Genomic DNA, 24,202 nt, shown 5'->3' with positions numbered 1-24,202 from the left:
GATTTGCAGTGAGCATGCTCTTTAGCGTGGAGCAGTGGTGCAGAATCTGCCGCCTACCCCTCGCAGAGAAACACCGGATGTTCGCTCCTGCCAATCAAAGTGCCTTTACCCTGACCCTGGATGGGGTGCCGAGTGAACTCAAGGTGTTCGAGTTTCACGGCACCGAAGCCATCAGCCAGCCCTATTGTTTTGACCTTGAGCTGGTCAGCGAGCAGCCTGACCTGGACCTGGAAAGCTTGCTGCATCGCCAGGTGTACCTTGGCTTCGATGCCCAGGGGCGCGGGGTGCATGGCCTGGTCTGCCGCGTGGCACAGGGCGATTCCGGGCGACGCCTCACGCGCTATCAGCTCAGCCTGGTGCCCCAGTTGGCGTACCTGCAGCACAGCAGCCACCAGCGGATCTTCCAGCAGCAGACGGTGCCGCAGATTGTGGCGCGGGTATTGGTGGGGCAGGGCATCCAGAGCGACCAATTCCAGTTCAGCCTGAGTGGTACTTACCCACCGCGCGAGTATTGCGTGCAGTTCGGCGAGACTGATCTGGCGTTCATTCAGCGGCTATGTGCGGAGGTGGGGATTCACTATCACTTCCAGCATTCGCCCGAAGCGCATTTGCTGGTCTTTGGCGATGACCAGACGGTGTTTGCCCAGGCTGAACAGTCCACGCCGTATGCGCCCGGCTCCGGAATGGTGGCTGAGGCGCCGGCAATCAAGCGGTTTGCCGTGCGCTTGGCCACGCGTACCACGTCGGTCAATCTACGCGATTATGACTTTCAAAAACCGCGCCTCGCCCTGGAGAGTGCGGCCGCCGGTGAGCAGCTTCCCACGCTTGAGCAGCAGGGTTTCCCCGGCCATTTCAACGACCGTGCCCATGGCAAATACCTGGCGCAGCGTGGGCTGGAGCGTCATCGCAGTGATTACCAGCTGGCCCATGGCAGCGGTGATGTACCGGCGCTGGCCAGTGGTCGGTTCCTCACGCTGAGCGGGCACCCGCGCGCGGCTTGGAATGATGTGTGGCTGGTGCGCGAGGTCACGCATGCAGGCAAGCAACCGCAGGTGTTGGAAGAGGCTGTTACAGCGGTGTCTGGCGCAGCGTTTCGCCAGGGTTATCGCAATGAATTTGTCGCCGCGCCGTGGCAGGTGATCTTTCGCCCGCCATTGCCTGAGCAGCCGCGCCCGGTTATTTCGGGTTATCAGAGTGCCGTGGTCACCGGCCCCGCCGACAGTGAGATCCATTGCGACGAGTACGGGCGGGTCAAGGTGCAACTGGCCTGGGATCGCGGCGGTGAACATGACGAGCATTCCAGTTGCTGGTTGCGGGTCGCCAGTGGCTGGGCGCATGACCGCTATGGCTCGGTGTTGATCCCCAGGGTCGGCATGGAGGTGCTGGTGGGTTTCGTCAATGGTGACATGGACATGCCGCTGGTGATGGGGTGCGTGCCCAACGCGGCGACGACGTTGCCCCTCGACCTGCCCGCGGAAAAGACCCGCAGCATTTTCCGCAGCCAAAGCAGCCCCGGTGGGGGCGGCTATAACGAGTTGCGCATTGAGGATCGCAAGGGCGCCGAGGAAATCTACCTGCGTGCCCAGCGGGATTGGACCCAACATGTGCTGCATGATCAGCAGGTGCAGGTGGATAACCGGCGGCGGGTGAGGGTGGGTGGTGAATCGCACCATGAACTGCAGGGCGAAGAACAACGCATCACCCATGGCAATCGGCTGACTGAACTCAAGCAGGATGATCACCTGGTGGTCGGCGGCTCGCAGCAGATGCGGGCCGGGCGAACCATTCAGATCGGCGCGGGGCAGAGTGTGGTCATCGATGCCGGTGCGAGTGTGACGATTCAGGCAGGCGGGCAATCGATCACGCTGTCCTCGGGCGGCATATTCAGCAGCGTGCCGATTCAACTGGGCGGTGCTCCCGCTGCGGCGGCCGCACCATTGCTGCCGGGCGCGAAGGAGACATTGCTCGCAGTGATTGCCGCGCCATTAAGTCGTGTGCAGATAGCCAGCCTGAAACGCAGCGCACCCTTTTGCGAGGAGTGCGAGCGATGCAAGAACGGCCAGTGCGATCTGGCCGGTCAATCCCCCCTGGCAAGGAGTCCAGCCTGATGCCTCCACATTTGACGCCAGGCGCCTGGTTGGCCGAATACCCTTTGCTTGCCCATGAGCGGCTTTTCGCGGTGTTGGGCAGTGCCAGCGAGGCCAAGCCGTATGCTGCCTGGCAAGCCATGGCGGCCGGGAATCTGCCGCACTCCGTGTGGGCCGGCACCCCCTACGCCGACTGGGATGAGGTCATGCCTTATGTGGGCATTGTCGAGCCGGGTAGCGCTTTCCTCGATTGGATTGCTGCCAGTGCCGCCACGGATTGGGGATGGTTGGCGATATCGTCCAGCCCGCTGGAGACCGTGCTTGCGCACCTGCAAGGCCTGACCAAGGTGTACCTGCCCGATAATCAGGAGGTGTTTTTGCGCTTCTGGGACGGGGCTCAGTTTCACCCGATCTTGCAGGCATTGGGCGATGAGGCGGGAAAGGTGCTACCAGTGTTCCAGCGGTATCTGATCAATGGTCAACCGCTGGCGGTAGTACCGGGGCCCGTGACCGAGGCCAACCCCTGCCCCTGGTGGCGGGTGCCTGCGCCAGTACTGGAGCATCTGGCAGCGCAACCGCCGCACATTCTGGTCGACAACCTGCTGCAATGGCTCGAAGAACAGCGCCCGGACGTGTACACGGCGTTTACGCCGGCGACCCTGCGGCACAAGGTCACCTATTGTGTGCGCCGTGCGCAGATCAGCCACGAGGCGCTGGCCGACTACCTGGTTTCAGAGTCGGGTTGAGTCGAGTGCCTGTTGCAGGTCCTCGACCAGGTCTTCGATCGCCTCGATACCGACTGACAGGCGGATCATCTCCGGCTTCACGCCGGCCTTGGCCTGCTCCTGCTCGTTCATTTGCCGATGGGTGGTGGAGGCTGGGTGGCAGGCCAGGGATTTGGCGTCGCCGATGTTCACCAGGCGCTTGAAGATCTGCAGCGCATCGTAGAAGCGCACGCCGGCCTCATAGCCGCCCTTCAAGCCGAAGGACAGGATCGCCGACGGTTTGCCCTGCATGTATTTCTGCGCCAGCGCATGGTGCGGGTGATCCGGCAGGCCTGCGTAGCTGACCCACTCAACGTCGGCATGGTCTTGCAGGAACTGCGCAATTTTAAGCGCGTTCTCGGTGTGGCGCTCCATGCGCAGGGCCAGGGTTTCCAGGCCTTGCAGCAGCAGGAACGCATTCATCGGCGCAAGGGCGGCGCCGGTGTTGCGCAAGGGCACGGTACGGGCGCGGGCGATAAAAGCGGCAGGGCCGAATTTCTCGGTGTAGACCACGCCGTGATAGGCCGGCTCGGGCTGGTTGAGGCCGGGAAATTTATCCGCGTATTTCGTCCACGGGAACGTCCCGCTGTCGACGATCACGCCGCCCAGGGAGTTGCCGTGGCCACCCACGTATTTGGTCACCGAGTGCACCACGATGTCGGCGCCGAACTGGATCGGCTTGCACAGGATCGGCGTGGCCACGGTGTTGTCGACCATCAGCGGGACGCCACGGGCATGAGCGACGTCGGCCAGGGCTTCGATGTCGATGATATTGCCTGCCGGGTTGCCGATGCTTTCGCAGTAGACCAGCTTGGTGTTGTCGTCGATCAGTTCGGCAATGGCCTCGGCGGAGTCGTTGCGGGCGAAGCGCACGTCCACGCCGAAGCTGGGCAGCAGGTGGGCGAACAGGGTGTAGGTGCCGCCATACAGCTGCGGGGTGGTGACGATATTGTCACCGGCACGGGTCAGGGTCTGGATCGCATAGTGGATTGCAGCGCTGCCAGCCGAGACGGCGAGGGCGGCGATCCCGCCTTCGAGGGCCGCCATGCGTTGTTCCAGCACATCGTTGGTGGGGTTCATGATCCGTGTGTAGATATTGCCGGGCACATCCAGGTTGAACAGGTCGGCGCCGTGTTGGGCGTTATCGAATTCGAAGGCGACGTTCTGGTAGATCGGCACGGCGACGGCCTTGGTGGTCGGGTCCGACTTGAAACCGTGGTGCAGTGCAAGGGTGGCGTCTTTCATGATGGTTATTGACCTCCTTGGATTCCTGGATGCCCCCGCCGAGAACGCTGGGGGCTGGTTGCCTGCGATGGCATCACCGCGCACTACGGGTAATACCGCGTCACTTGCGTCGCGGGCAAGCCCGCGCCCACCGGGGGCATTAGATTGTTTTCGGGGGTATGCCTGCGTTTGCGACATAAGCACCGCCCGACACGCAGCCCTGCACCTTTGCCCGTGTAGAAGGTAAACTTCGCCCCCTGCGCAGGAGCAACCATGAATTATCGTCACGCCTTTCACGCCGGCAACCACGCCGATGTCTTCAAACACCTGACCTTGACCCGCCTCATCGCCCTGATGTCGCGCAAGGAGCAGCCGTTCGCCTACCTCGATACCCACGCCGGCATTGGTCTGTACGACCTGCAGGGCGACCAGGCCAACCGCACCGGTGAATACCTGGAAGGCATCGCCCGCCTGTGGGGCGCGAGCGACCTGCCGCCGCTGACCGCCGACTACATGCGCGTGTTGCATGAGATGAACCCGGACGGTCAGTTGCGCTATTACCCGGGTTCACCGGAGCTGGCACGACGTCTCACCCGGCCGCAGGACCGCGTGTTGCTCAACGAAAAGCACCCCGAAGATGGCGTGCTGCTCAAGGACAACATGAAGGGTGATCGCCGGGTCAAGGTGCACCTCGGCGAAGGCTGGCATGTGCCTCGCGCACTGCTGCCGGTGCCGGAAAAGCGTGCGCTGATGCTTATCGACCCGCCGTTCGAGCAACTCGATGAAATGCAACGCTGCGCCGCCTCCCTCAAGGAAGCGATAGGCCGGATGCGTCAAACCGTGGCGGCGATCTGGTACCCGGTGAAGGATCAGCGCATGTTGCGCCGTTTCTACCAGGACCTGGCCGGCACCGGTGCGCCGAAGTTGCTGCGGGTGGAACTGCTGGTGCATCCGCTGGACACGCCAAACACCCTGACCGGCTCGGGCCTGGCGATCGCCAACCCGCCATGGGGCCTGGAAGAGGAATTGCGTGAGCTGTTGCCGTGGCTGTCCAAGAAGCTTGGCCAGACCCAGGGTGGGTGGCAGATGGATTGGCTCATAGCTGAATAGTTATAAGCTGCAAGCCGCAAGCTTCAAGCTGCAAGTGACAGCAGCGAACACCACTTTCAGCTTGTAGCTTGTAGCTTGCAGCTTGCAGCTTATGTCTTGCAGCTGCGACCTTCAGATCGGACAAGTCACGCCCGTGCCGCCAATCCCGCAGTAGCCCTGCGGATTCTTCGCCAGGTACTGCTGGTGGTACGCCTCGGCGAAATACACCGTCGGTGCTTCTTCGATTTGCGTGGTGATCGCACCCAGGCCGGCCTTGCTCAGTTCTTGCTGATACGCCTGTGCGCTGGCCTTCGCCGCGGCCAATTGCTCGGGCGTGGTCGCATAGATTACCGAGCGGTACTGACTGCCGATGTCATTGCCCTGGCGCATGCCCTGGGTCGGGTTGTGCAATTCCCAGAACATTTTCAGCAGGTCTTCATACTTGACCTTGGCCTGGTCATATACCACCAGCACCACTTCGCTGTGGCCGGTCAGGCCCGAGCAGACTTCTTCATAGGTCGGGTTCGGCGTGAACCCGCCGGCGTAGCCGACCACGGTGCTGACCACGCCATCGCGCTGCCAGAACCTGCGCTCGGCACCCCAGAAGCACCCCAGGCCGAAAATCGCGAAGCCGACATCATCCAGAAACGGGCCCAGCAGCGGGTTGCCGTTGACGAAGTGCGTCTGTGGCAGGTTCATCGGGGTTTCACGGCCAGGCAAAGCTTGTTCTTGAGTAGGCAGCACGTTTTTGTTCACCAGAATTTCCGAGCGCAAGACCATGGGCAGTCCTCTCAGTCAGATTGAGTTGGGTAAGAATTCAGACCGCCAGTGTGCCCGAGTGTTACGGCGCTGTCAGGCGATTGGCCCGCGCGGGTAGCGCTTGAGCTTCTCGAGCAGCTCTGCACCCGGGATCGGCCGGTCGAACAGGTAGCCCTGTCCCACGTCGCAACGATGCCGGCGCAGGAAGGCCAGTTGCTCGGAGGTTTCGACGCCTTCGGCCACCACCTTGAGCTTGAGGTTGTGGGCCATGGCGATCACCGCCGAGGTGATTTCCATGTCGTCCTGGTTGTCCGGGATTTCGTGGATAAAGCTGCGATCGATCTTGATGATGTCGATGGGGAATTTTTTCAAGTAGCTGAGCGACGAGTAACCGGTACCGAAGTCGTCCATGGCCAGGGTCAGGCCGAAGCTTTTCAATTGGTCCAGTTGCAGGCGCGTGTCCTCCGTGGCCTCCAGCAGCAGGCCTTCGGTCAGTTCCAGCTCGAGCAGGTTGGCCGGCAGCTGTTCTTCCTTGAGGATCGTCGCGATGGACGCCACCAGGTCCGGGTCGGAGAACTGCTTGGGCGACAGGTTGATCGCCACCTGCAGGTTGCCCATGCCGGCGGCGCTCAATTGCCGGCTCATGCGGCAGGCCTGGCGGGCGATCCATTTGCCGATGGGGATGATCAGCCCGGTTTCTTCGGCCACGCTGATGAACTGGTCGGGGCGGATCATGCCTTTTTCCGGGTGGTTCCAGCGCAGCAGCGCTTCCATGCCCAGCAAACGGCCACTGCGCAGGCACAGCTTGGGCTGGTAGAACACGTCCAGCTCGTTCTGGGTGAGGGCGCGGCGCAGGTTGTTTTCCACGAACAGCTTGTAGCTCGCCTCGGCGTTCAGCGCTTCGGTAAAGACTTGCACCTGGTGTTTACCGTTGGCCTTGGCCTTGTGCAGGGCCAGCCCGGCGTTGCGCATCAATGTCTGTGGATCGCGGCCGTGCAGCGGCGCGCAGGCCAGGCCCACGGAGCCGGTGACGCTGATCAACTGGTTGTCGACGAACATCGGCTTGTCGAGGGTCGCGAGCAGTTGGCTGGCGACCTGCTGGCCGCTCTCCAGGTCCGTGTCGTCGAGCAACACCGCAAACTCGTTACTGGCAAACCGCGCCAGGCTGCCGCCGGCACTCAGGCTGTTGCGCAGGCGCCGTGCCAGGCTGATCAGCAGCTTGTCGCCGGTCTGGTGGCCGAGGCTGTCGTTGATCCGCTTGAAGTTGTCGATGTCCACCAGCAACAGGCTGATCGGGCTGTCGCTGTCGCGGGCAAAGCGCTCGTCGAGGTTGCGGATGAAGGCCGGGCGGTTACCCAGGTTGGTCAGGTTGTCGGTATAGGCCAGGCGCTCGATGCGCTGCTGCGCGAGTTTGGTCTGGGTGATGTCTTCGTAGATACCGATGTAGTGAGTCAGCTCACGATTGTCGCCATACACCTTGGAGATCGACAGCTGGCCCCAGTAGGGCTCGAGGTTTTTGCGCCGGCTCTTGAACTCGCCCTGCCAACTATTGCTTTTGGCCAGGCTCGAGGGCGCATCGAACAGCAGTTCGCTGAGGTTCTCCAGGGCCGGCAGTTGGGCCAGGCGGTGGCCGTGGACCTCTTCGGCGCTGTACTGGGTGATCGCCGTGAAGCTCGGGTTGACGTATTCCACCACGCCATCGCAGTTGACCAGCAGGAAGGCGTTGGCGCTTTGTTCCACGGCGCGCTGGAACAGGTGCAGGGCGCTGGTGGCGGTGCGGCGGTTGTGGTTGTTGATGACTTGCGCGAACTGGTCGGCCAGTTCGCCGGCGAAAGCAATTTCATCGGCCTGCCACGCGCGCGGGCTGCCGCCCTGTTCCAGGCACAACACGCCGATCACTTGGCCATCGACGCGGATGCTCGCGTCGAGCATCGCGTAGATGTCCTTGGCCCGCAGGTTCTCGGCCATCTCGCGGGTGCGCGGGTCGCGCATGGCGTTGGTGGCGTCGATGGCGCGGCTGGTGTGCAGGGCTTCCAGGTAGTCGGGAAAGCCGCTCGCGTCGATCGCCTCGGGCATATGGTGGCGTTGGTCCGCGCGGTGGTACGCCGAAATTGGCACCAGGCGCTGGCCTTCGAGGTTCCAGATGCTGGCGCAGTCGATCTGGTAGATATCGCAGGCGCTGCGGGTGATCAGTTCGGCGGCTTCCTGCAGCGAATTGTTAGTGGTGTAGCGCTGGCGGGCCAGCAGCAGGATCAGCTCCTGCTGGGCGCGCACCCGTTCCAGGTGCTGCAGTTGTTCCTGCTGGGCGCGCTGGTTGAGCTCCAGGGCAATCTGCAGGCGGCTGTTCTGGCTCTCCAGCTCCGCCGTGGGGGCGGGGGAAGGCACTTCGCTGAACAGGCCGTCGACCACCATTAGGTAGCCGCGCAGCAGGTGGCGATTGTGCTGTTTGTAGGCTTCGCCCATTTCCAGCAGGCTCAGCGGGCCGTCGCTGGTGTGCAGGGTGTAGCGCACCAGATAGTGAGGGCTCTGGGTCAGTTGCTGCTGGATGGTGTCGTGCAGTTGATAGCGCGCCTGGGGCTCCATCAGGCTGGCGTAGGGGGTGCCGATCAGGGCGCACAGCTCGACCGCCGGCAGGCCGAATTGGCGCTCACAGTTGGGGTCGAGGTAGAGCAGGGCCCAGCTTGCCTCATTAAGCCGCTCGAAACGCAGCATACCGAGGCGCGAAGGCACCGGTAACTGCGTCACTACCTCGGCCGCCATACGGGCGACATCGGGTTGGCTTTTCATGGGGGAGACTCACTTGAAATAACGCGCACGGCGCCGGGCTCACGCCCTCTTTTCTGCTGCCTGCGGCAAGGTTGCATCATGCGGCGCGGGCTGACAAGAGAGGATGAAGGCTAAGTGCTATAAGGGGGTTATCGGCCGCGCGAGGGGTTTCTTCAATCGATGTGACGGAAGGTGTACAAACCTGTTTGGCTTGTTCAATTTTTACCCGGTACGCAGGCAAAAAAAGCCCCGCCAAGTGGCGGGGTTGAGGTACGAGCGTGGCGCTCGGAAATCGGTGCGGCAAGGGCCTCCCCGCTGAAGGGGAGGCCGTTGCGGCTTACAGCAGGATGGTGCGGATGTCGTTCAGCAGTTGGCTCAGGCGCTGCGTGAAGCGTGCAGCGGCGGCGCCGTTGATCACACGGTGATCGTAGGACAGCGACAGCGGCAGCATCAGCTTTGGCTGGAACGCTTTACCGTCCCACACAGGCTGGATAGTTGCCTTGGACACACCCAGGATCGCCACTTCCGGCGCGTTGACGATCGGCGTGAAGCCGGTGCCGCCAATGTGGCCGAGGCTGGAGATGGTGAAGCACGCGCCCTGCATGTCGTCCGGGGTGAGCTTCTTGTCACGGGCCTTGGCAGCCAGTGCAGCAGCCTCAGCGGCAAGCTGCAGCAGGCTCTTCTGGTCGACGTTCTTGATGACCGGTACCAGCAGGCCATCCGGGGTGTCGACCGCAAAGCCTACGTGCACGTATTTCTTGCGAATGATCGCCTTGCCGCTTGGCGCTAGCGAGCTGTTGAAGTCCGGCAGTTCCTTGAGCAGGTGTGCACAGGCCTTGAGCAGCAGTGGCAACACGGTCAGTTTCACGCCGGCCTTCTCGGCCACGGCTTTCTGCGCAACGCGGAAAGCTTCCAGGTCGGTGATGTCGGCCTGGTCGAACTGAGTCACGTGCGGGATGTTCAGCCAGCTGGCGTGCAGACCGGCCGCGCCGATTTGCATCAGGCGGGTCATCGGCACTTCTTCGGTTTCGCCGAAGCGGCTGAAGTCCACGGTGCGGATCGGCGGAATGCCCGAACCACCGGTAGCGCCGCCAGCAGCTGGCGCTTCCTTGGCTTTGTGCATCATGGCCTTGACGTAGACCTGCACGTCTTCCTTCAGCACGCGACCGTGAGGGCCAGTGGCCGACACGGCGCTCAGCTCAACGCCGAACTCACGGGCCAGCTGACGCACGGCAGGGCCGGCGTGCACCTTGGCACCGCTTGGCGCTGGAGCGGCAGCAGCAGGGGCCGCAGCGGCCTCGGCTTTGGCTGCAGGCGCAGGGGCGGCGGCAGCCGGAGCCGATTCAGCCTTGGCAGCCGGAGCGGCCGCTGGTGCTGGAGCGGCAGCCGGCGCTGCGCCTTGGACTTTGAGCTTGAGGATGAAATCGCCAGTGCCGACTTCGTCTTCCAGTTTGACCGCGATGCTTTCCACCACGCCGGCAGCCGGCGAAGGGATTTCCATGGAAGCCTTGTCGGACTCCAGGGTGATCAGCGACTGGTCGGCTTCGACGGTGTCGCCGACCTTGACCAGCAGCTCGATGATCTTGGCCTTGCCTGACGAGCCGATGTCCGGGACGTGAATGTCCTGGACGCTGGCGGCGGCAGGTGCAGCAGCCGGGGCCGGAGCGGCCTCGGCAGCAGCAGGCTTTTCAGCAGCAGGTGCTGGTGCAGCAGCGGCAGCCGGGGCCGCCGCAGGGGCCGCATCAGCGGCACCTTCGATTTCCAGCTCCAGCAGTTCGTCGCCTTCTTTCAGGCGATCGCCCAGCTTCACTTTCAGGCTCTTGACCACGCCGGCCTTGGGAGCAGGGATTTCCATGCTCGCCTTGTCCGATTCCAGGGTCAGGATGCTCTGGTCGGCTTCGACGGTGTCGCCGACCTTCACAAACAGCTCGATTACTTCACCTTCACCGCTGCCGATGTCAGGTACGCGAATGAGTTCGCTCACAAAAAATCTCCTCAGCAGTCCAGTGGGTTGCGTTTTTCCGGGTTGATCCCGAACTTGACGATAGCGTCAGCCACTACCTTAGGCTCGATCTCACCACGGTCAGCCAAGGCTTCCAGGGCTGCCAACACCACGAAGTGACGGTCGACTTCGAAGAAGTGACGCAGCTTCTTGCGGCTGTCACTGCGGCCGAAACCGTCGGTGCCCAGGACTTTGAATTCCTTGGACGGGACCCACTGGCGAATTTGTTCAGCAAACAGTTTCATGTAGTCGGTCGAAGCGATCACCGGGCCTTTACGGCCGGTCAGGCACTCTTCCACGAAGGTGCGCTGTGGCTTCTGGCCAGGGTGCAGGCGGTTGTGACGCTCTACGGCCAGGCCATCGCGACGCAGTTCGTTGAAGCTGGTAACGCTCCAGACGTCAGCGCCGACGTTGAACTCGTCACGCAGGATCTTAGCCGCTTCACGCACTTCACGCAGGATGGTGCCGGAGCCCATCAGCTGCACGTGGTGCGCCGCTTCCTTGGTGTCTTCTTCGAGCAGGTACATGCCCTTGATGATGCCTTCCTCGACACCGGCCGGCATGGCTGGCTGCTGGTAGGACTCGTTCATCACGGTGATGTAGTAGAAAACGTCCTGCTGCTCTTCGGTCATCTTCTTCATGCCGTCCTGGATGATCACCGCCAGCTCATAGCCGTAGGTTGGATCAAAGGTGCGGCAGTTCGGGATGGTGGCAGCCAGGATGTGGCTGTGACCGTCTTCGTGTTGCAGGCCTTCGCCGTTCAGCGTGGTACGGCCGGCGGTGCCGCCGATCAGGAAGCCACGGGTACGGCTGTCGCCTGCTGCCCAAGCCAGGTCGCCGATACGCTGGAAACCGAACATCGAGTAGAAGATGTAGAACGGCAGCATCGGCTGGTTGTGGCTGGAGTACGAAGTACCGGCAGCGATGAAGGAGCTCATGGCGCCCGCTTCGTTGATGCCTTCTTCGAGGATCTGGCCCTTCTTGTCTTCCTTGTAGAACATCACCTGGTCTTTATCGACTGGCTCGTAGAGCTGGCCGACGGAGGAGTAGATGCCCAACTGACGGAACATGCCTTCCATACCGAAGGTACGGGCTTCGTCCGGGATGATCGGGACGATGCGCGAACCGATTTCCTTGTCCTTGACCAGCTGCGCGAGGATCCGCACGAAGGCCATGGTGGTGGAGATTTCACGGTCGCCCGAGCCGTCCAGGATAGCCTTGAGGGTATCGAGTGGCGGTGTAGGGATGTCGAAGGACTTGGCGCGACGCTGTGGCACGAAACCGCCCAGTGCGGCACGACGCTCGCTCAGGTAACGGGCTTCGGCGCTGTTCGGCTCCGGCTTGAAGAACGGCAGGTTCTCCAGCTCTTCGTCCTTGACCGGGATGTCGAAACGATCGCGGAACAACTTCAGGCTGTCGACATCGACTTTCTTGGTGTTGTGCGCAGTGTTTTTCGCTTCGCCGGCACCGGTGCCATAACCCTTGATGGTCTTGGCCAGGATGACGGTCGGTTGTTCTTTGTGGTTGACCGCTTCGTGGTACGCCGCGTAGACCTTGTACGGGTCGTGGCCGCCACGGTTGAGTTTCCAGATCTCGTCGTCGGACAGGTCGGCAACCATCGCCTTGAGTTCAGGCGTGTTGAAGAAGTGTTCACGTACGAACGCGCCGTCTTTGGCTTTGTAGTTCTGGTACTCGCCGTCGATGACTTCGTCCATCCGGCGTTGCAGGATACCGTCGACGTCCTTGGCCAGCAGTGGGTCCCAGAAACGGCCCCAGATGACTTTGGTCACGTTCCACTGAGCACCGCGGAACACGCCTTCGAGTTCCTGGATGATCTTGCCGTTGCCGCGAACCGGGCCGTCGAGGCGCTGCAGGTTGCAGTTGATGACGAAGATCAGGTTGTCCAGCTTCTCGCGGCCAGCCAGGGAGATGGCGCCCAGGGATTCCGGCTCGTCGCACTCGCCGTCGCCCAGGAAGCACCAGACTTTCTGCTTGCCTTCCGGGATGAAGCCGCGCGCTTCCAGGTACTTCATGAAGCGTGCCTGGTAGATCGCCTGGATCGGGCCAAGGCCCATGGATACAGTCGGGAACTGCCAGAAATCAGGCATCAGCCAAGGGTGCGGGTACGACGACAGGCCGTTACCGTCCACTTCCTGGCGGAAGTTGTTCATGTGTTCTTCGGTGATGCGGCCTTCCATGAACGCACGGGCGTAGACGCCTGGCGAGGTGTGGCCCTGGAAGTAGATCAGGTCGCCGCCGTGTTCGTCGGTCGGGGCCTGGAAGAAGTAGTTGAAGCCGATGTCGTACAGGGTTGCGCTGGAAGCGAAGCTGGAGATGTGACCGCCCAGGTCAGAATCTTTCAAGTTCGTGCGCATTACCATCGCCATGGCGTTCCAACGTACCAGCGAGCGAATGCGGCGTTCCATGAACAGGTCGCCAGGCATGCGTGCTTCGTGGGTAACGGGGATGGTGTTGCGGTACGGCGTGGTGATGGCGTAGGGCAGTTGCGAGCCGCTGCGGGTCGCGAGTTCGCCCATACGGGTCATCAGGTAGTGAGCACGGTCTTCGCCTTCTTTGTCGAGAACCGATTCCAGGGCGTCCAGCCATTCCTGGGTTTCGACGGGATCGAGGTCTTGCATGGCTTGCTCCAGGGCGGAAAGGCTACCAGAATCGGTTGCCTGAAGTTTGCGACTGGCCTTGTGGGCAGACGACATAAATTCTTGGATGGCCGAAGGTTGCTTCGGCGTCCTGTAGTTTTACTACAAATCGTCGGCCATTTCAGCCTTTCGAATGTATATACGAGTAGTAAAACTACACAAGACTGAGCGGATTGCTCGGTCTGGCTGGTGAGCATAATCGTTATTGTTGATCTTTTGCGAACAAGAAAAGGTAGAAGTTTAATGTTGCCTGCCAAAATTAATGATTTTTCAGCTATTTCTAACTTTTGTTCGACAGTCCTTCATCGAGCGTGGTTCTTGCGTTCACAGCTACAAGCCATTTACGCGCCGATCAAGGATAGACCATGAGCCTGCCAACACTGGCCGAATTACCCGCCATTCTCTTGCCTTACGCCAGCCGGGCCGAGCAGTCATTTCGTGACGCAGTGGCCGCGCTGGACGACGATCATGGCCTTTCTGCGTGGACGCCGCAACGGTGGGCCGACTTCGCCCGCGTGTGCGCCGCCAGTGATTTCGTGATTGAACAGAGTGTTCGTGACCCTTTGATGTTGCTCGAGCTGGTGGCCTGGGGCGAGCTGGACCGCGGCTTTGCGCCGGGCGAGCTGTGCGGCCAGATCGCCGGCGCCGTGCAACAGGCCGAAACAGAAGATGAGCTGGGCCGCGTGCTGCGCCGCCAGCGCACGCGCCAGCAAGTGCGCATCATCTGGCGCGACCTGACCCGCCAGGCGGACCTGGTGCAAACCTGCCGCGACCTCTCCGACATGGCCGACGCCAGCATCGACCAGGCCTACCAGTGGCTGTACCAGCGCCATTGCGTGCAGTTCGGCACGCCGACTGGCCGACGCAGCGGCGAAGCCCAGCACATGGTGATCCTCGGCATGGGCAAGCTCGGCGCGGTGGAGCTGAACCTGTCGTCGGATATCGACCTGATCTTCGCCTACCCCGAGGGCGGGGAGACGGTGGGCGTCAAGCGTTCCCTGGATAATCAGGAGTTCTTCATTCGCCTTGGTCAAAAATTGATCAGGGCCCTCGATCCGATGACCGTCGACGGCTTTGTTTTCCGTGTCGACATGCGCCTGCGCCCCTACGGCTCGGCTGGCGCGCTGGTGCTCAGCTTCAACGCGCTGGAGCAGTACTACCAGGACCAGGGTCGCGACTGGGAACGCTACGCCATGATCAAGGCGCGTGTGGTCGCCGGCGACCAGGTCGCCGGTGCGCAGTTGCTCGATATGCTGCGCCCCTTCGTGTACCGCCGTTACCTGGACTTTTCCGCCATCGAAGCGCTGCGCACCATGAAGCAGCTGATCCAGCAGGAAGTGCGGCGCAAGGGAATGGCCGAAAACATCAAGCTGGGCTCGGGCGGCATCCGCGAGGTGGAGTTCATCGCCCAGGCCTTCCAGTTGATCCACGGTGGTCGCGACCTCAGCCTGCAGCAGCGGCCGCTGCTCAAAGTGCTCGGCACCCTCGAAGGCCAGGGCTACCTGCCGCCGGCGGTGATCGCCGAGTTGCGCAATGGCTATGAATTCCTGCGCTACACCGAGCACGCGATCCAGGCGATTGCCGATCGCCAGACGCAAATGCTCCCGGACAGCCCGGAGGACCAGGCGCGCATTGCCTTTATGCTCGGTTTTGCCGACTGGTCCGCGTTCCATGAGCGCCTGATGTACTGGCGTGGCCGGGTGGATTGGCATTTCCGCCAGGTCATCGCGGATCCGGATGAAGAGGAAGGCGAAGAGGGCGAACTGGTCGTGGGCGGAGAGTGGCTGCCGCTGTGGGAAGAGTCCCAGGACGAAGAGGCTGCGTGTCGCCAGCTCGCTGAAGGCGGCTTCACTGATGCGCCCAAGGCCCTCAAGGCCCTGGCCGGCCTGCGCAGCAGCCCGCAATTGCGCGCCATGCAGCGCCTCGGTCGCGAGCGATTGGACGCGTTTATCCCGCGCCTGCTGGCCCAGGCCGTCGAACACGCCAACCCGGACCTGGTGCTCGAACGTGTATTGCCGCTGGTGGAGGCCGTCGCGCGGCGCTCTGCCTATCTGGTGCTGCTCACGGAAAACCCCGACGCCCTGCGCCGCCTGCTGACCCTGTGCGCCGCCAGCCCGTGGATTGCCGAGCAGATCACGCGTTTCCCGCTGCTGCTCGACGAGTTGCTCAACGAAGGCCGCCTGTTCAAGCCACCATTGGCGCCGGAACTTGCCGCCGAGTTGCGCGAGCGGCTCACGCGCATCCCCGAGGATGACCTGGAGCAGCAGATGGAGGCCTTGCGGCACTTCAAGCTGGCTCACCGCCTGCGCGTGGCGGCCTCGGAAATCGCCGGCAGCCTGCCGTTGATGAAAGTCAGCGACTACTTGACCTGGCTCGCCGAAGCCATCCTCGAACAGGTGCTCGCCCTGGCCTGGCGCCAGACCGTGGCGCGCCACGGCTCGCCGCAACGGCTGGACGGCACCTTGTGCGATCCCGGGTTCATCATTGTCGGTTATGGGAAAGTCGGCGGCATCGAACTGGGGCATGGTTCGGACCTGGACCTGGTGTTTATCCACGATGGCGACCCGCAGGCCGAGACCGACGGCGCCAAGCCGATTGATGGCGCGCAGTTCTTCACGCGCCTGGGCCAGCGGATCATCCATCTGCTGACCACCCAGACCAACTCCGGGCAGCTGTATGAGGTGGACATGCGCCTGCGGCCTTCGGGCGCGTCCGGGCTGTTGGTCAGTTCGCTCGGCGCGTTTGATCGCTATCAACAAAATGAAGCCTGGACCTGGGAGCATCAGGCGCTGATCCGCGCGCGCGTGCTGGTCGGCAGCCAGGATGTGGGCCAGGCGTTCGAGCAGGTCCGGGCCAAGGTACTGGGGCGTGAGCGCGATCTGGCGAAGCTGCGCCAGGAGGTCAGCGAGATGCGCGCCAAGATGCGTGACAACCTGGGCACCAAGGGCACGGCGGCCGGCACCGGCGCCAATGCCTTCGAAGCCACGGCGCTGTTCGACCTCAAGCAGGACGCCGGAGGTATCGTCGATATTGAATTTATGGTGCAATACGCGGCTTTGGCGTGGTCTGCACAGCATCCATCGTTGCTGCGCTATACCGACAATATCCGCATTCTGGAAGGCCTGGAGCAGGTGGGGTTGATGCCCGCCGCCGATGCTCATCTGCTGCGCGAGGTGTATAAAGCCTACCGCTCCGCCGCGCACCGCCAGGCCCTGCAGAATGAGGCTGGTACGGTAGCCGGGGATCAGTTCGCCGACGAACGGCGCCAGGTGATGCGAATCTGGCAGGAACTGGGGTTAAGCTGAAGCTCGAATAAAGGTGGGAGCGGGCTTGCTCGCGAAAGCGCTATTTCAGTCACTCGATGGGGCGGCTGACAGATCGCTTTTGCGAGCAAGCCCGCTCCCGCACAAAGCTGTTACCGGGCCAACCGTGACCTACAGTAATTTTCGAGGCGGGGAGGCATAAGCCTCCCCGCATCGTTTGTGGAAACTACATGAATATTCTGATCGTTGGGCCCAGTTGGGTCGGTGACATGGTGATGGCACAGACACTGTTCCAGTGCCTGCGCCAGCGCTATCCGGACTGCCAGATCGACGTGCTTGCCCCTGAGTGGAGCCGGCCGATCCTCGAGCGCATGCCCGAAGTGCGCAAGGCCTTGAGCTTTCCGCTCGGCCACGGTGCCCTGGAACTGGCGACCCGCCGGCGTATCGGCAAATCCCTGGCCGGCCAGTACGACCAGGCGATCCTGCTGCCCAACTCGATGAAGTCGGCGCTTGTGCCGTTTTTCGCCGGTATTCCCAAGCGCACCGGCTGGCGTGGCGAGTTTCGCTACGGCCTGCTCAATGACGTGCGCAAGCTCGACAAGGCGCGTTACCCGCTGATGATCGAGCGTTTCATGGCGTTGGCCTACGCCCCCGGCGCCGAATTGCCGACGCCGTACCCGCGCCCGAGCCTGCAGATCGACCCAGTCACCCGCGATGCAGCGCTGGCCAAGTTCGGCCTGCAACTCGATCGCCCGGTGCTGGCGCTGTGCCCGGGTGCTGAGTTTGGCGAGTCCAAGCGCTGGCCGTCGGAGCATTACGCCAAAGTCGCCGAGACCAAGATCCGCGAAGGTTGGCAGGTGTGGCTGTTTGGATCGAAAAAGGATCACCCGGTCGGCGAGGACATTCGCCAGCGCCTGATTCCCGGCCTTCGCGAAGAAGCCGTGAACCTCAGTGGCGATACGTCACTGGCCGAGGCCATCGACTTGCTGTCCTGCGCCGACTCGGTGGTGTCCAACGACTCCGGCCTGATGCACGTGGCGGCTGCACTGAACCGCCCGCTGGTGGCGGTCTACGGCTCCACCTCGCCGGGCTTCACTCCGCCGTTGGCCGACCAGGTCGAAGTGGTGCGCCTGGGACTCGATTGCAGCCCCTGTTTTGATCGCACCTGCCGTTTCGGCCATTACAACTGCATGCGCCAATTGCTGCCGCAGCCGGTGAACGAAGCCTTGCAGCGGTTGCAGGGCTCTGCGGTCGAGGTCCGATAGTTTGCGCGTACTGGTAGTCAAGACCTCATCCCTGGGCGACGTGATCCACGCGTTGCCGGCACTTACCGACGCCGCGCGGGCGATCCCGGGCATTCAATTCGACTGGGTGGTGGAAGAAGGCTTTGCCGAAATCCCCACCTGGCACCCGGCGGTGGACAAGGTGATCCCGGTGGCGATCCGCCGCTGGCGCAAGAACCTCTGGCAGACCTTCAAGAGTGGCGAGTGGCGACGCTTCAAGCAGCGCATTCAGTCGACCAGATATGACCTGGTAATCGATGCCCAGGGCCTGCTCAAAAGTGCCTGGTTGACCCGTTACGTGCGGGCCCCGGTGGCGGGTTTTGACCAGCAGTCGGCCCGTGAGCCAATCGCCGCGCGCTTCTATTCGCGCCGCCTGGCCGTGGCCCGTGGGCAGCATGCGGTGGAGCGTTTGCGCCAGCTGTTTGCCGTGGCCCTCGGTTATGACTTGCCCAAAGGCCTGGGCGACTATGGCCTGAGCGTCGACAAGTTGCTCGGCCTGCCGCCGAAAAAGCCCTTCGTACTGCTGCTGCACGGCACCACCTGGGACACCAAGCACTGGCCCGAAGCCTACTGGCGCGAGCTGGCCGAACGCATGGGCCGCCTGGGGGTGGACGTGAAATTGCCGTGGGGCAACCCGGTCGAAAAGGCCCGGGCCGAGCGCCTGGCCCAGGGCCTGCCGAATGCCGAAGTCCTGCCCAAGTTGAACCTGGCCGGCGTCGCCCGCGTATTGGCCGGTGCCCGCGCCTGTGTGGCGGTGGACACCGGCCTTGGCCACCTGGCGGCGGCGCTGGATGTGCCGACCATTTCCCTGTTCGGCCCGACCAACCCCGGCCTGACCGGCGCCTACGGCAAGGGCCAGATTCACCTGGCCAGCGATTGGTCGTGTGCGCCGTGCCTGCAAAAGAACTGTACCTATCAACCGACGGCGGATGACCTGCGTCGGTTCGACATCAAGCGTGAGTCGCCCCTGTGCTTCACGCGCCTGAACCCTGAGCGTGTGGCGAGCCGGCTGAGCACGTTGTTACTGGCTGAGGAACTGCACTGATGCAACTGGCTTTTGTTCTGTACAAATACTTCCCCTTCGGCGGCCTGCAGCGTGACTTCATGCGCATTGCCCTGGAGTGCCAGCAGCGCGGCCATCAGATTCGTGTCTACACGCTGATCTGGGAAGGTGACATCCCGCCGGGCTTCGAAGTGCTGGTGGCGCCGGTCAAGGCATTCTTCAACCATCGGCGCAACGAAAAACTCAGCGCCTGGATGGCCGAGGACCTGGCCAAGCGCCCGATCGACCGCCTGATCGGATTCAACAAGATGCCTGGCCTGGACGTGTACTACGCCGCCGATGGCTGCTTCGAAGACAAGGCGCAAAACCTGCGCCATTCGCTGTACCGCAATTTTGGTCGCTATCGCCACTTTGCCGAGTACGAGCGCGCGGTGTTCGCCAAGGATGCCAAGACCGAGATCCTGATGATCTCCGAAGTGCAGCAGCCGTTGTTCATCAAGCATTACGACACGCCGCTGCAACGCTTCCACCTGCTGCCGCCAGGCATTGCCCAGGACCGTCGCGCGCCGCCGAATGCGGCCGAGATTCGCCAGGGTTTCCGCCAGGAATTCAACCTGGCCGACGACGATTTGCTGCTGGTGCAAATCGGCTCCGGCTTCAAGACCAAAGGCGTCGACCGCAGCTTGAAAGCCGTGGCCGCGCTGCCGACGGAACTGAAAAAACGCACGCGCCTGTTTGTAATCGGCCAGGACGACCCCAAGGTATTCCAGCTGCAAAGCGCGACCCTGGGCCTGGGCGACAATGTGCAGTTCCTCAAGGGCCGCAGTGATATCCCGCGTTTCCTGCTGGGCGCCGATGTGTTGATCCACCCGGCGTACAACGAAAACACCGGCACCGTATTGCTCGAAGCCCTGGTGGCCGGGTTGCCGGTGCTGGTCTCGGCCGTGTGTGGTTACGCCCACTACATCGCCGAAGCCGACAGTGGCCTGGTGCTGGATGAGCCGTTCGAACAGAGCCAGCTCAACCAGTACCTGGCTCGCATGATCACCGACACTGCACAGCGCGCGGCCTGGGGCCGCAATGGGTTGGCCTTTGCCGAGACGGCCGACCTCTACAGCATGCCGCAGCACGCTGCGGATGTGATTCTGGCGGAGCCAAAACGATGAAGTTGATTCTTGCCGAACCGTTCAAGACTTTATGGGCCGGGCGCGATGCCTTCGCCGAAGTCGAGCAACTGCAAGGCCAGGTATTCCGTGAACTGGCGGCACGTCGCACCCTGCGCACAGAGGTGGAGGGCCGTCCGTATTTCGTCAAAATCCACCGGGGTATCGGCTGGGGTGAAATCTTCAAGAACCTGATCACCGCCAAGCTGCCGGTGCTCGGCGCCGGCCTTGAGTGGGCGGCGATTCATCGCTTGCAGGAACTCGGCGTGCCGACCATGACCGGCGTGGCCTTCGGTGAAAAGGGCAGCAACCCGGCGGACCAGCACTCGTTCATCATCACCGAAGAACTGGCGCCGACCCTCAGCCTCGAAGACCTCAGCATCAACTGGGTCGCCGAACCGCCTGCACCCGCGCTGCGCCATGCGCTCACACACGAACTGGCACGCATGGTGGGCGACATGCACCGTGGTGGCGTCAATCACCGTGACTGCTACCTCTGCCACTTCTTGCTGGACACTTCCAGGCCCATCGACGCGAACAACATCAAGCTCTCGGTGATCGACCTGCACCGCGCCCAGTTGCGTGCCCATCTGCCGCTGCGCTGGCGCGACAAGGACTTGTCCGCGCTGTACTACTCGGCGCTGGACATCGGCCTGACCCGCCGCGACAAACTGCGCTTCCTCAAGGGCTACTTCCGCCAGCCGCTGCGCCAGATCCTGGCGGAGCAATCGGCATCGTTGAGCCTGATGCAGCGCAAGGCCGACAAGCTGTACGCGCGCAAGCAACGTTATGGGGATGCGATCTGATGGCGGGTTGGAACCTGGAACCTGCCTACGCCCACCTGGCGGATGATTTTGGAAGCCTCGACGCCGTGTTCGCCCTGCAAGGCGAACGCCTGACCCGCGATCCCTTGTCGGAAGTGATCCGCGTGGAGCGCGGCGGGGTCAATTACTACGTCAAGCGCTACACCGGCGCCGGCAAGGGTTTGCGGCGCTACCTGGGCAAGCCGCGCGTGAAGTCCGAATGGCAGAACCTCAAGCGCTTCGCCAAGTGGGGCATCCCCACCGCCGACGTGGTCGCCTGGGGCCTGGCGCGCAAGGGCCTGGCCTACGACCGTGGGGCGATGATCACCCGCGAATTGCCGAGGACCGAAGACCTCTCGGTGCTGGCCGAGCGTAACGATGCGCGCCTGCGCGACCCCAAATGGGTCGACGCGGTCAGCCGCCAGCTCGCCGAATACACGCGAACCATGCACGACCATCGGTTTACCCATAACGATTTGAAGTGGCGCAACCTGCTGATCGACGACCAGTCGACCCTGTACCTGATCGACTGCCCCAATGGCGATTTCTGGCGCGGCTTCTGGCTCAAGTACCGCATCACCAAGGACCTGGCGTGCCTGGACAAGGTCGCCAAGTATCACCTGTCAGCCACCCAGCGCCTGCGTTTCTACATGCAGTATCGTCAGCGCCGGCACCTGAGTGCATCGGACAAACAGCGTATTCGCCACGTGGTGAAGTTTTTCGAGGGACGCGAATGAGTGATTTCCTGGCGGCCGAAGACCGCGCCCTGTTGGAGCGCCACGGCCTCGCGACATTCGACGCGCTGTGGGCCAAGCAACTGGACGCGGTGGACGAGCCGAACACCAGCCGTGGCGGCTGGAGCAGTGTGTTTCGCCTGGAGCTGGACGGCCACGGCTATTACCTCAAGCGCCAAAGCAACTACCTCACGCGCAGCTTGCACCGGCCGTTGGGCGAGCCCAGTTTCTCGCGTGAATTTCGCAATATCAGCCGTTACCGCAAGCTCGGTATCCCGGCGTTGCAGGCGGCGTTCTATGGCGAGCGCAAGGTCGCCGGCGAACACCGCGCGATGCTGCTGACCCGCGCCCTGGACGGCTGGAATGACCTGGACTCGCTGCTGGAGCAGTGGGCGCACCTGAGCGACGCCCAGCACCACGCGATCCTGTTGGCCTGTGGCCTGTTGGCGCGCCGGCTGCACAGCGTTGGCCAGGTGCATGGCTGTTTCTACCCCAAGCATATTTTCCTGCAGGCCACTGGTGACGGTTACGCCGCGCAGTTGATCGACCTGGAGAAAACCCGCCCGCTGCTGTTCGGCTGGCGTGACCGGGTCAAGGACCTGGAGCCGTTGTTGCGCCGTGCGCCGCAATGGTCGGATGCGCAGGTGCGCCAGTTGCTGGCGGCCTACCTCGATCAGCCTGAGGGCAGTGCATTGGTCGGCACCTGGCTGCAGCGCCTGACGAAACGGCGTAGCCACAAGGAGAACCGCTGATGCGTCTGTCCGAGCTGAAAAACGCCGGCCGCACACCGAGCCTGCCCCTCACTCTGGATCTCGCCGATGCCGCCGGCCCCGGCCAGTTGCAACTGCTGAGCCTGTTGCGCGTGTTGCCAGGCGAGCGCTACGTGGGCGCGGCGGTGTGGCGCGGGCGTCCGGTGCTGGCCAAGTTGTTGGTGGGTAGCAAGGCGGCGCGGCATTTTCAGCGTGAGCTGCGCGGCGTGCGGCTGCTCGCCGAGCAAGGCCTGACCACCCCGTTGCTGCTCGCCGATGGCTTGCAGGAAGGCGAGGGCGGTTGGCTGCTGTTCGAATTTATCGAGGGCGCCGAGAGCCTGGCTGATGCCTGGCACGCCGTCGAAGGCCTGCCGCCGTTGGCCGACGAGCAGACAGCGGTGCTGGCCGAGGCGCTGGGTGCGGTCGCGCAGATGCACGCCAAAGGGCTGTGGCAGGAAGACCTGCACCTGGACAACCTGCTGCGCCAGGACGGCAAGCTGTACCTGATCGATGGCGCCGGGATTCGCGTCGAAGAAGCCGGTAAGCCGCTGTCACGTAACCGCGTGCTGGAAAACCTCGGGGTGTTTTTCGCCCAGTTGCCAAAAAATCTCGAGCCGTTTACCGAAGAGCTGCTGGTGTACTACCTGCTGGGCAACAGCGAGCACGCCCTGCCGCTGGAAGCCTTGGAGAAACAGGTGCGCAAGGTCAGTGCCTGGCGCCTGAAAGACTTTCTGCACAAGGTCGGCCGCGAATGCACGCTGTTCAGCGTGGTGCGAGGGGCCTTTGCCTTGCGCGCGATTCGTCGCGAGGAAGAGCCGGCGATGCTCTCGGTGCTGGAGCAGGCGGATGCATTGCTCGACCAGGGCCACCTGTACAAGACCGGCGGGGCCGCCAGCGTGGCCAAGGTCGAGGTGGCCGGTCGGCCGCTGGTGATCAAGCGCTACAACATCAAGGGTTTCGCCCACTGGCTCAAGCGCTTCTGGCGCCCCAGTCGCGCCTGGCATTCCTGGCGCGAAGGCAACCGCCTGGCCTTCCTCGGCATCGCCACGCCCAAGCCGCTGGCCGTGCTGGAAAAGCGTTTTCTCTGGCTGCGCAGCCGCGCGTACCTGGTCACCGAATACCTGCCGGGTCCGGACATCATCGAGCGCTTCGCGCCGTACGTTGAAAGCGGCGAGGCGCCGGAAAACGAACTGCAGGCGCTGGATCAACTGTTCGCCGAGCTGATCCGCGAACGCATCAGCCATGGTGACTTCAAGGGCCATAACCTGTTCTGGGACAAGGACCGCTGGTCGCTGATCGACCTCGACGCCATGTGCCAACACAGCTCAATCGCGAGCTTCACCCCGGCGTATGCCAGGGACCGCGCGCGGTTCATGCGCAACTGGCCGCAGAGCAGCGCGTTGTACCAACTGATCGATCAGCGACTGCCCAAACTGTAGGCGCCGGCTTGCCGGCGATTGCGGCCCGCCAAATCCATGTCGGATGACGGGCACGCCGAGTGTTGGGGCAAGAGCGCTTTGGTTGCCTTCGCGCTTTTCGAAAGTGACCCGCTGCAAGAGCGGAACCCGTAGCCGCGGTTGCCGCAGAAAGGGATAGGTACTCAGTCTGATCCAACATCCTGGTCGACTGTCAGGTCGCCTTCGCGGGCGAGCCCGCTCCCACATTCGAATGGGGGGCAGATAAAATTCGTTTCAGGCAATTCCGCATTCCAGAAAGCGTAAAGCCCCGATGAAACTCACCGAGGCTAGAGCGCCGACCGGGACCCCCAGTCCCTTCGCGCCAGGTTCTATGCCTGCGATTCCAGGGTGTCAACGCAGGCGCTTTAGTCGAAATGCGCAAGCTGGGGTGCGAACACC

The 24,202-nt window shown here is 62.8% G+C and carries 16 protein-coding genes; 11 read left to right on the top strand and 5 right to left on the bottom strand.

What is annotated here, in order from left to right; translation table 11 throughout:
- Positions 1–77 precede the first annotated feature (77 nt).
- Together AC07OJ_RS19190 and AC07OJ_RS19185 are read left to right on the top strand one after the other, a co-directional pair.
- Positions 78–2,108 carry a type VI secretion system Vgr family protein gene (locus AC07OJ_RS19190; protein ID WP_495094992.1) on the top strand — a complete coding sequence of 677 codons (2,031 nt, stop codon included), beginning with the start codon at positions 78–80 and terminating at the stop codon, positions 2,106–2,108.
- The gene (locus tag AC07OJ_RS19185; protein ID WP_495094991.1) at positions 2,108–2,833 is read left to right on the top strand and encodes a DUF4123 domain-containing protein; all 726 of its coding nucleotides are present in this window, start codon (positions 2,108–2,110) and stop codon (positions 2,831–2,833) included. The genes AC07OJ_RS19190 and AC07OJ_RS19185 overlap by 1 nt, the downstream gene beginning before the upstream one ends.
- On the opposite strand, the gene AC07OJ_RS19180 is transcribed toward AC07OJ_RS19185, so the two are convergent.
- Positions 2,819–4,096 (bottom strand): O-acetylhomoserine aminocarboxypropyltransferase/cysteine synthase family protein, encoded by a 1,278-nt coding sequence (locus AC07OJ_RS19180; protein ID WP_065900012.1) that lies wholly within the window; start codon positions 4,094–4,096, stop codon positions 2,819–2,821. The two genes, AC07OJ_RS19185 and AC07OJ_RS19180, sit on opposite strands and share 15 nt — an antisense overlap.
- 252 nt (positions 4,097–4,348) lie before the next feature.
- Between AC07OJ_RS19180 and AC07OJ_RS19175 the strand changes: the two genes are divergently transcribed.
- Positions 4,349–5,185, top strand: coding sequence for a 23S rRNA (adenine(2030)-N(6))-methyltransferase RlmJ (locus AC07OJ_RS19175; RefSeq protein ID WP_065900013.1), 837 nt, complete (start codon positions 4,349–4,351; stop codon positions 5,183–5,185).
- Positions 5,186–5,296: 111 nt separating this feature from the next.
- Here the strand turns inward: AC07OJ_RS19175 and msrA are convergent, their stop codons facing one another.
- The 4 genes from msrA to aceE form a co-directional block, all read right to left on the bottom strand.
- Complete coding sequence (msrA, locus tag AC07OJ_RS19170) at positions 5,297–5,944, bottom strand: peptide-methionine (S)-S-oxide reductase MsrA (protein WP_065900014.1); 648 nt, start codon at positions 5,942–5,944, stop codon at positions 5,297–5,299.
- Positions 5,945–6,016: 72 nt separating this feature from the next.
- Entirely contained in the window at positions 6,017–8,710 is a 2,694-nt protein-coding gene (locus AC07OJ_RS19165) for a putative bifunctional diguanylate cyclase/phosphodiesterase (RefSeq protein ID WP_065900016.1), read from the bottom strand.
- A 316-nt stretch (positions 8,711–9,026) separates the two neighbouring features.
- Positions 9,027–10,673, bottom strand: a complete 1,647-nt coding sequence (gene aceF / locus AC07OJ_RS19160; protein WP_106805351.1) for a dihydrolipoyllysine-residue acetyltransferase — start codon at positions 10,671–10,673, stop codon at positions 9,027–9,029.
- 11 nt (positions 10,674–10,684) lie between these two features.
- Positions 10,685–13,330 carry a pyruvate dehydrogenase (acetyl-transferring), homodimeric type gene (aceE, locus tag AC07OJ_RS19155; protein WP_065900019.1) on the bottom strand — a complete coding sequence of 882 codons (2,646 nt, stop codon included), beginning with the start codon at positions 13,328–13,330 and terminating at the stop codon, positions 10,685–10,687.
- A 383-nt stretch (positions 13,331–13,713) separates the two neighbouring features.
- On the opposite strand from aceE, the gene glnE reads away from it, so the two are divergent.
- The 8 genes from glnE to AC07OJ_RS19115 all read left to right on the top strand — a co-directional run bounded on the left by glnE (position 13,714) and on the right by AC07OJ_RS19115 (position 23,785).
- The gene (gene glnE / locus AC07OJ_RS19150; protein ID WP_495094990.1) at positions 13,714–16,653 is read left to right on the top strand and encodes a bifunctional [glutamate--ammonia ligase]-adenylyl-L-tyrosine phosphorylase/[glutamate--ammonia-ligase] adenylyltransferase; all 2,940 of its coding nucleotides are present in this window, start codon (positions 13,714–13,716) and stop codon (positions 16,651–16,653) included.
- Positions 16,654–16,841: 188 nt separating this feature from the next.
- The gene (waaF, locus tag AC07OJ_RS19145) at positions 16,842–17,876 is read left to right on the top strand and encodes a lipopolysaccharide heptosyltransferase II (RefSeq protein ID WP_065900023.1); all 1,035 of its coding nucleotides are present in this window, start codon (positions 16,842–16,844) and stop codon (positions 17,874–17,876) included.
- A 1-nt stretch (position 17,877) separates the two neighbouring features.
- On the top strand, positions 17,878–18,939 hold the full coding sequence (gene waaC, locus AC07OJ_RS19140; protein WP_495094989.1) for a lipopolysaccharide heptosyltransferase I: 1,062 nt from the start codon (positions 17,878–17,880) through the stop codon (positions 18,937–18,939).
- A complete protein-coding gene (locus AC07OJ_RS19135) occupies positions 18,939–20,063 on the top strand; it encodes a glycosyltransferase family 4 protein (RefSeq protein ID WP_495094988.1) in 1,125 nt (374 codons plus the stop codon). Before waaC ends, AC07OJ_RS19135 begins: the two co-directional genes overlap by 1 nt.
- Entirely contained in the window at positions 20,060–20,866 is an 807-nt protein-coding gene (gene rfaP, locus AC07OJ_RS19130; protein WP_065900029.1) for a lipopolysaccharide core heptose(I) kinase RfaP, read from the top strand. The genes AC07OJ_RS19135 and rfaP overlap by 4 nt, the downstream gene beginning before the upstream one ends.
- Positions 20,866–21,600: a lipopolysaccharide kinase InaA family protein gene (locus AC07OJ_RS19125; RefSeq protein WP_065900030.1), complete on the top strand. Its 735-nt coding sequence runs from the start codon at positions 20,866–20,868 to the stop codon at positions 21,598–21,600. Before rfaP ends, AC07OJ_RS19125 begins: the two co-directional genes overlap by 1 nt.
- Positions 21,597–22,349, top strand: a complete 753-nt coding sequence (locus AC07OJ_RS19120) for a lipopolysaccharide kinase InaA family protein (protein WP_120447468.1) — start codon at positions 21,597–21,599, stop codon at positions 22,347–22,349. Before AC07OJ_RS19125 ends, AC07OJ_RS19120 begins: the two co-directional genes overlap by 4 nt.
- A complete protein-coding gene (locus tag AC07OJ_RS19115) occupies positions 22,349–23,785 on the top strand; it encodes a lipopolysaccharide kinase InaA family protein (RefSeq protein ID WP_495094987.1) in 1,437 nt (478 codons plus the stop codon). Before AC07OJ_RS19120 ends, AC07OJ_RS19115 begins: the two co-directional genes overlap by 1 nt.
- Positions 23,786–24,202: the final 417 nt, after the last annotated feature.

Source organism: Pseudomonas sp. GW821-FHT09C08, assembly GCF_059418125.1.
The sequence above is the reverse complement of the archived record's forward strand: the minus strand, read 5'-3'. Positions and strand labels throughout refer to the sequence as shown.

Coding starts and splice junctions, on each gene's coding strand:
- aceE (WP_065900019.1), bottom strand. CDS start 13,330: ATGCAAGACCTCGATCCCGTCGAAACCCAGGAATGGCTGGACGCCCTG.
- waaF (WP_065900023.1), top strand. CDS start 16,842: ATGAATATTCTGATCGTTGGGCCCAGTTGGGTCGGTGACATGGTGATG.
- glnE (WP_495094990.1), top strand. CDS start 13,714: ATGAGCCTGCCAACACTGGCCGAATTACCCGCCATTCTCTTGCCTTAC.
- AC07OJ_RS19165 (WP_065900016.1), bottom strand. CDS start 8,710: ATGAAAAGCCAACCCGATGTCGCCCGTATGGCGGCCGAGGTAGTGACG.
- AC07OJ_RS19125 (WP_065900030.1), top strand. CDS start 20,866: ATGGCGGGTTGGAACCTGGAACCTGCCTACGCCCACCTGGCGGATGAT.
- AC07OJ_RS19180 (WP_065900012.1), bottom strand. CDS start 4,096: ATGAAAGACGCCACCCTTGCACTGCACCACGGTTTCAAGTCGGACCCG.
- AC07OJ_RS19115 (WP_495094987.1), top strand. CDS start 22,349: ATGCGTCTGTCCGAGCTGAAAAACGCCGGCCGCACACCGAGCCTGCCC.
- rfaP (WP_065900029.1), top strand. CDS start 20,060: ATGAAGTTGATTCTTGCCGAACCGTTCAAGACTTTATGGGCCGGGCGC.
- AC07OJ_RS19175 (WP_065900013.1), top strand. CDS start 4,349: ATGAATTATCGTCACGCCTTTCACGCCGGCAACCACGCCGATGTCTTC.
- AC07OJ_RS19120 (WP_120447468.1), top strand. CDS start 21,597: ATGAGTGATTTCCTGGCGGCCGAAGACCGCGCCCTGTTGGAGCGCCAC.
- AC07OJ_RS19190 (WP_495094992.1), top strand. CDS start 78: ATGTTCGCTCCTGCCAATCAAAGTGCCTTTACCCTGACCCTGGATGGG.
- AC07OJ_RS19135 (WP_495094988.1), top strand. CDS start 18,939: ATGCAACTGGCTTTTGTTCTGTACAAATACTTCCCCTTCGGCGGCCTG.
- msrA (WP_065900014.1), bottom strand. CDS start 5,944: ATGGTCTTGCGCTCGGAAATTCTGGTGAACAAAAACGTGCTGCCTACT.
- AC07OJ_RS19185 (WP_495094991.1), top strand. CDS start 2,108: ATGCCTCCACATTTGACGCCAGGCGCCTGGTTGGCCGAATACCCTTTG.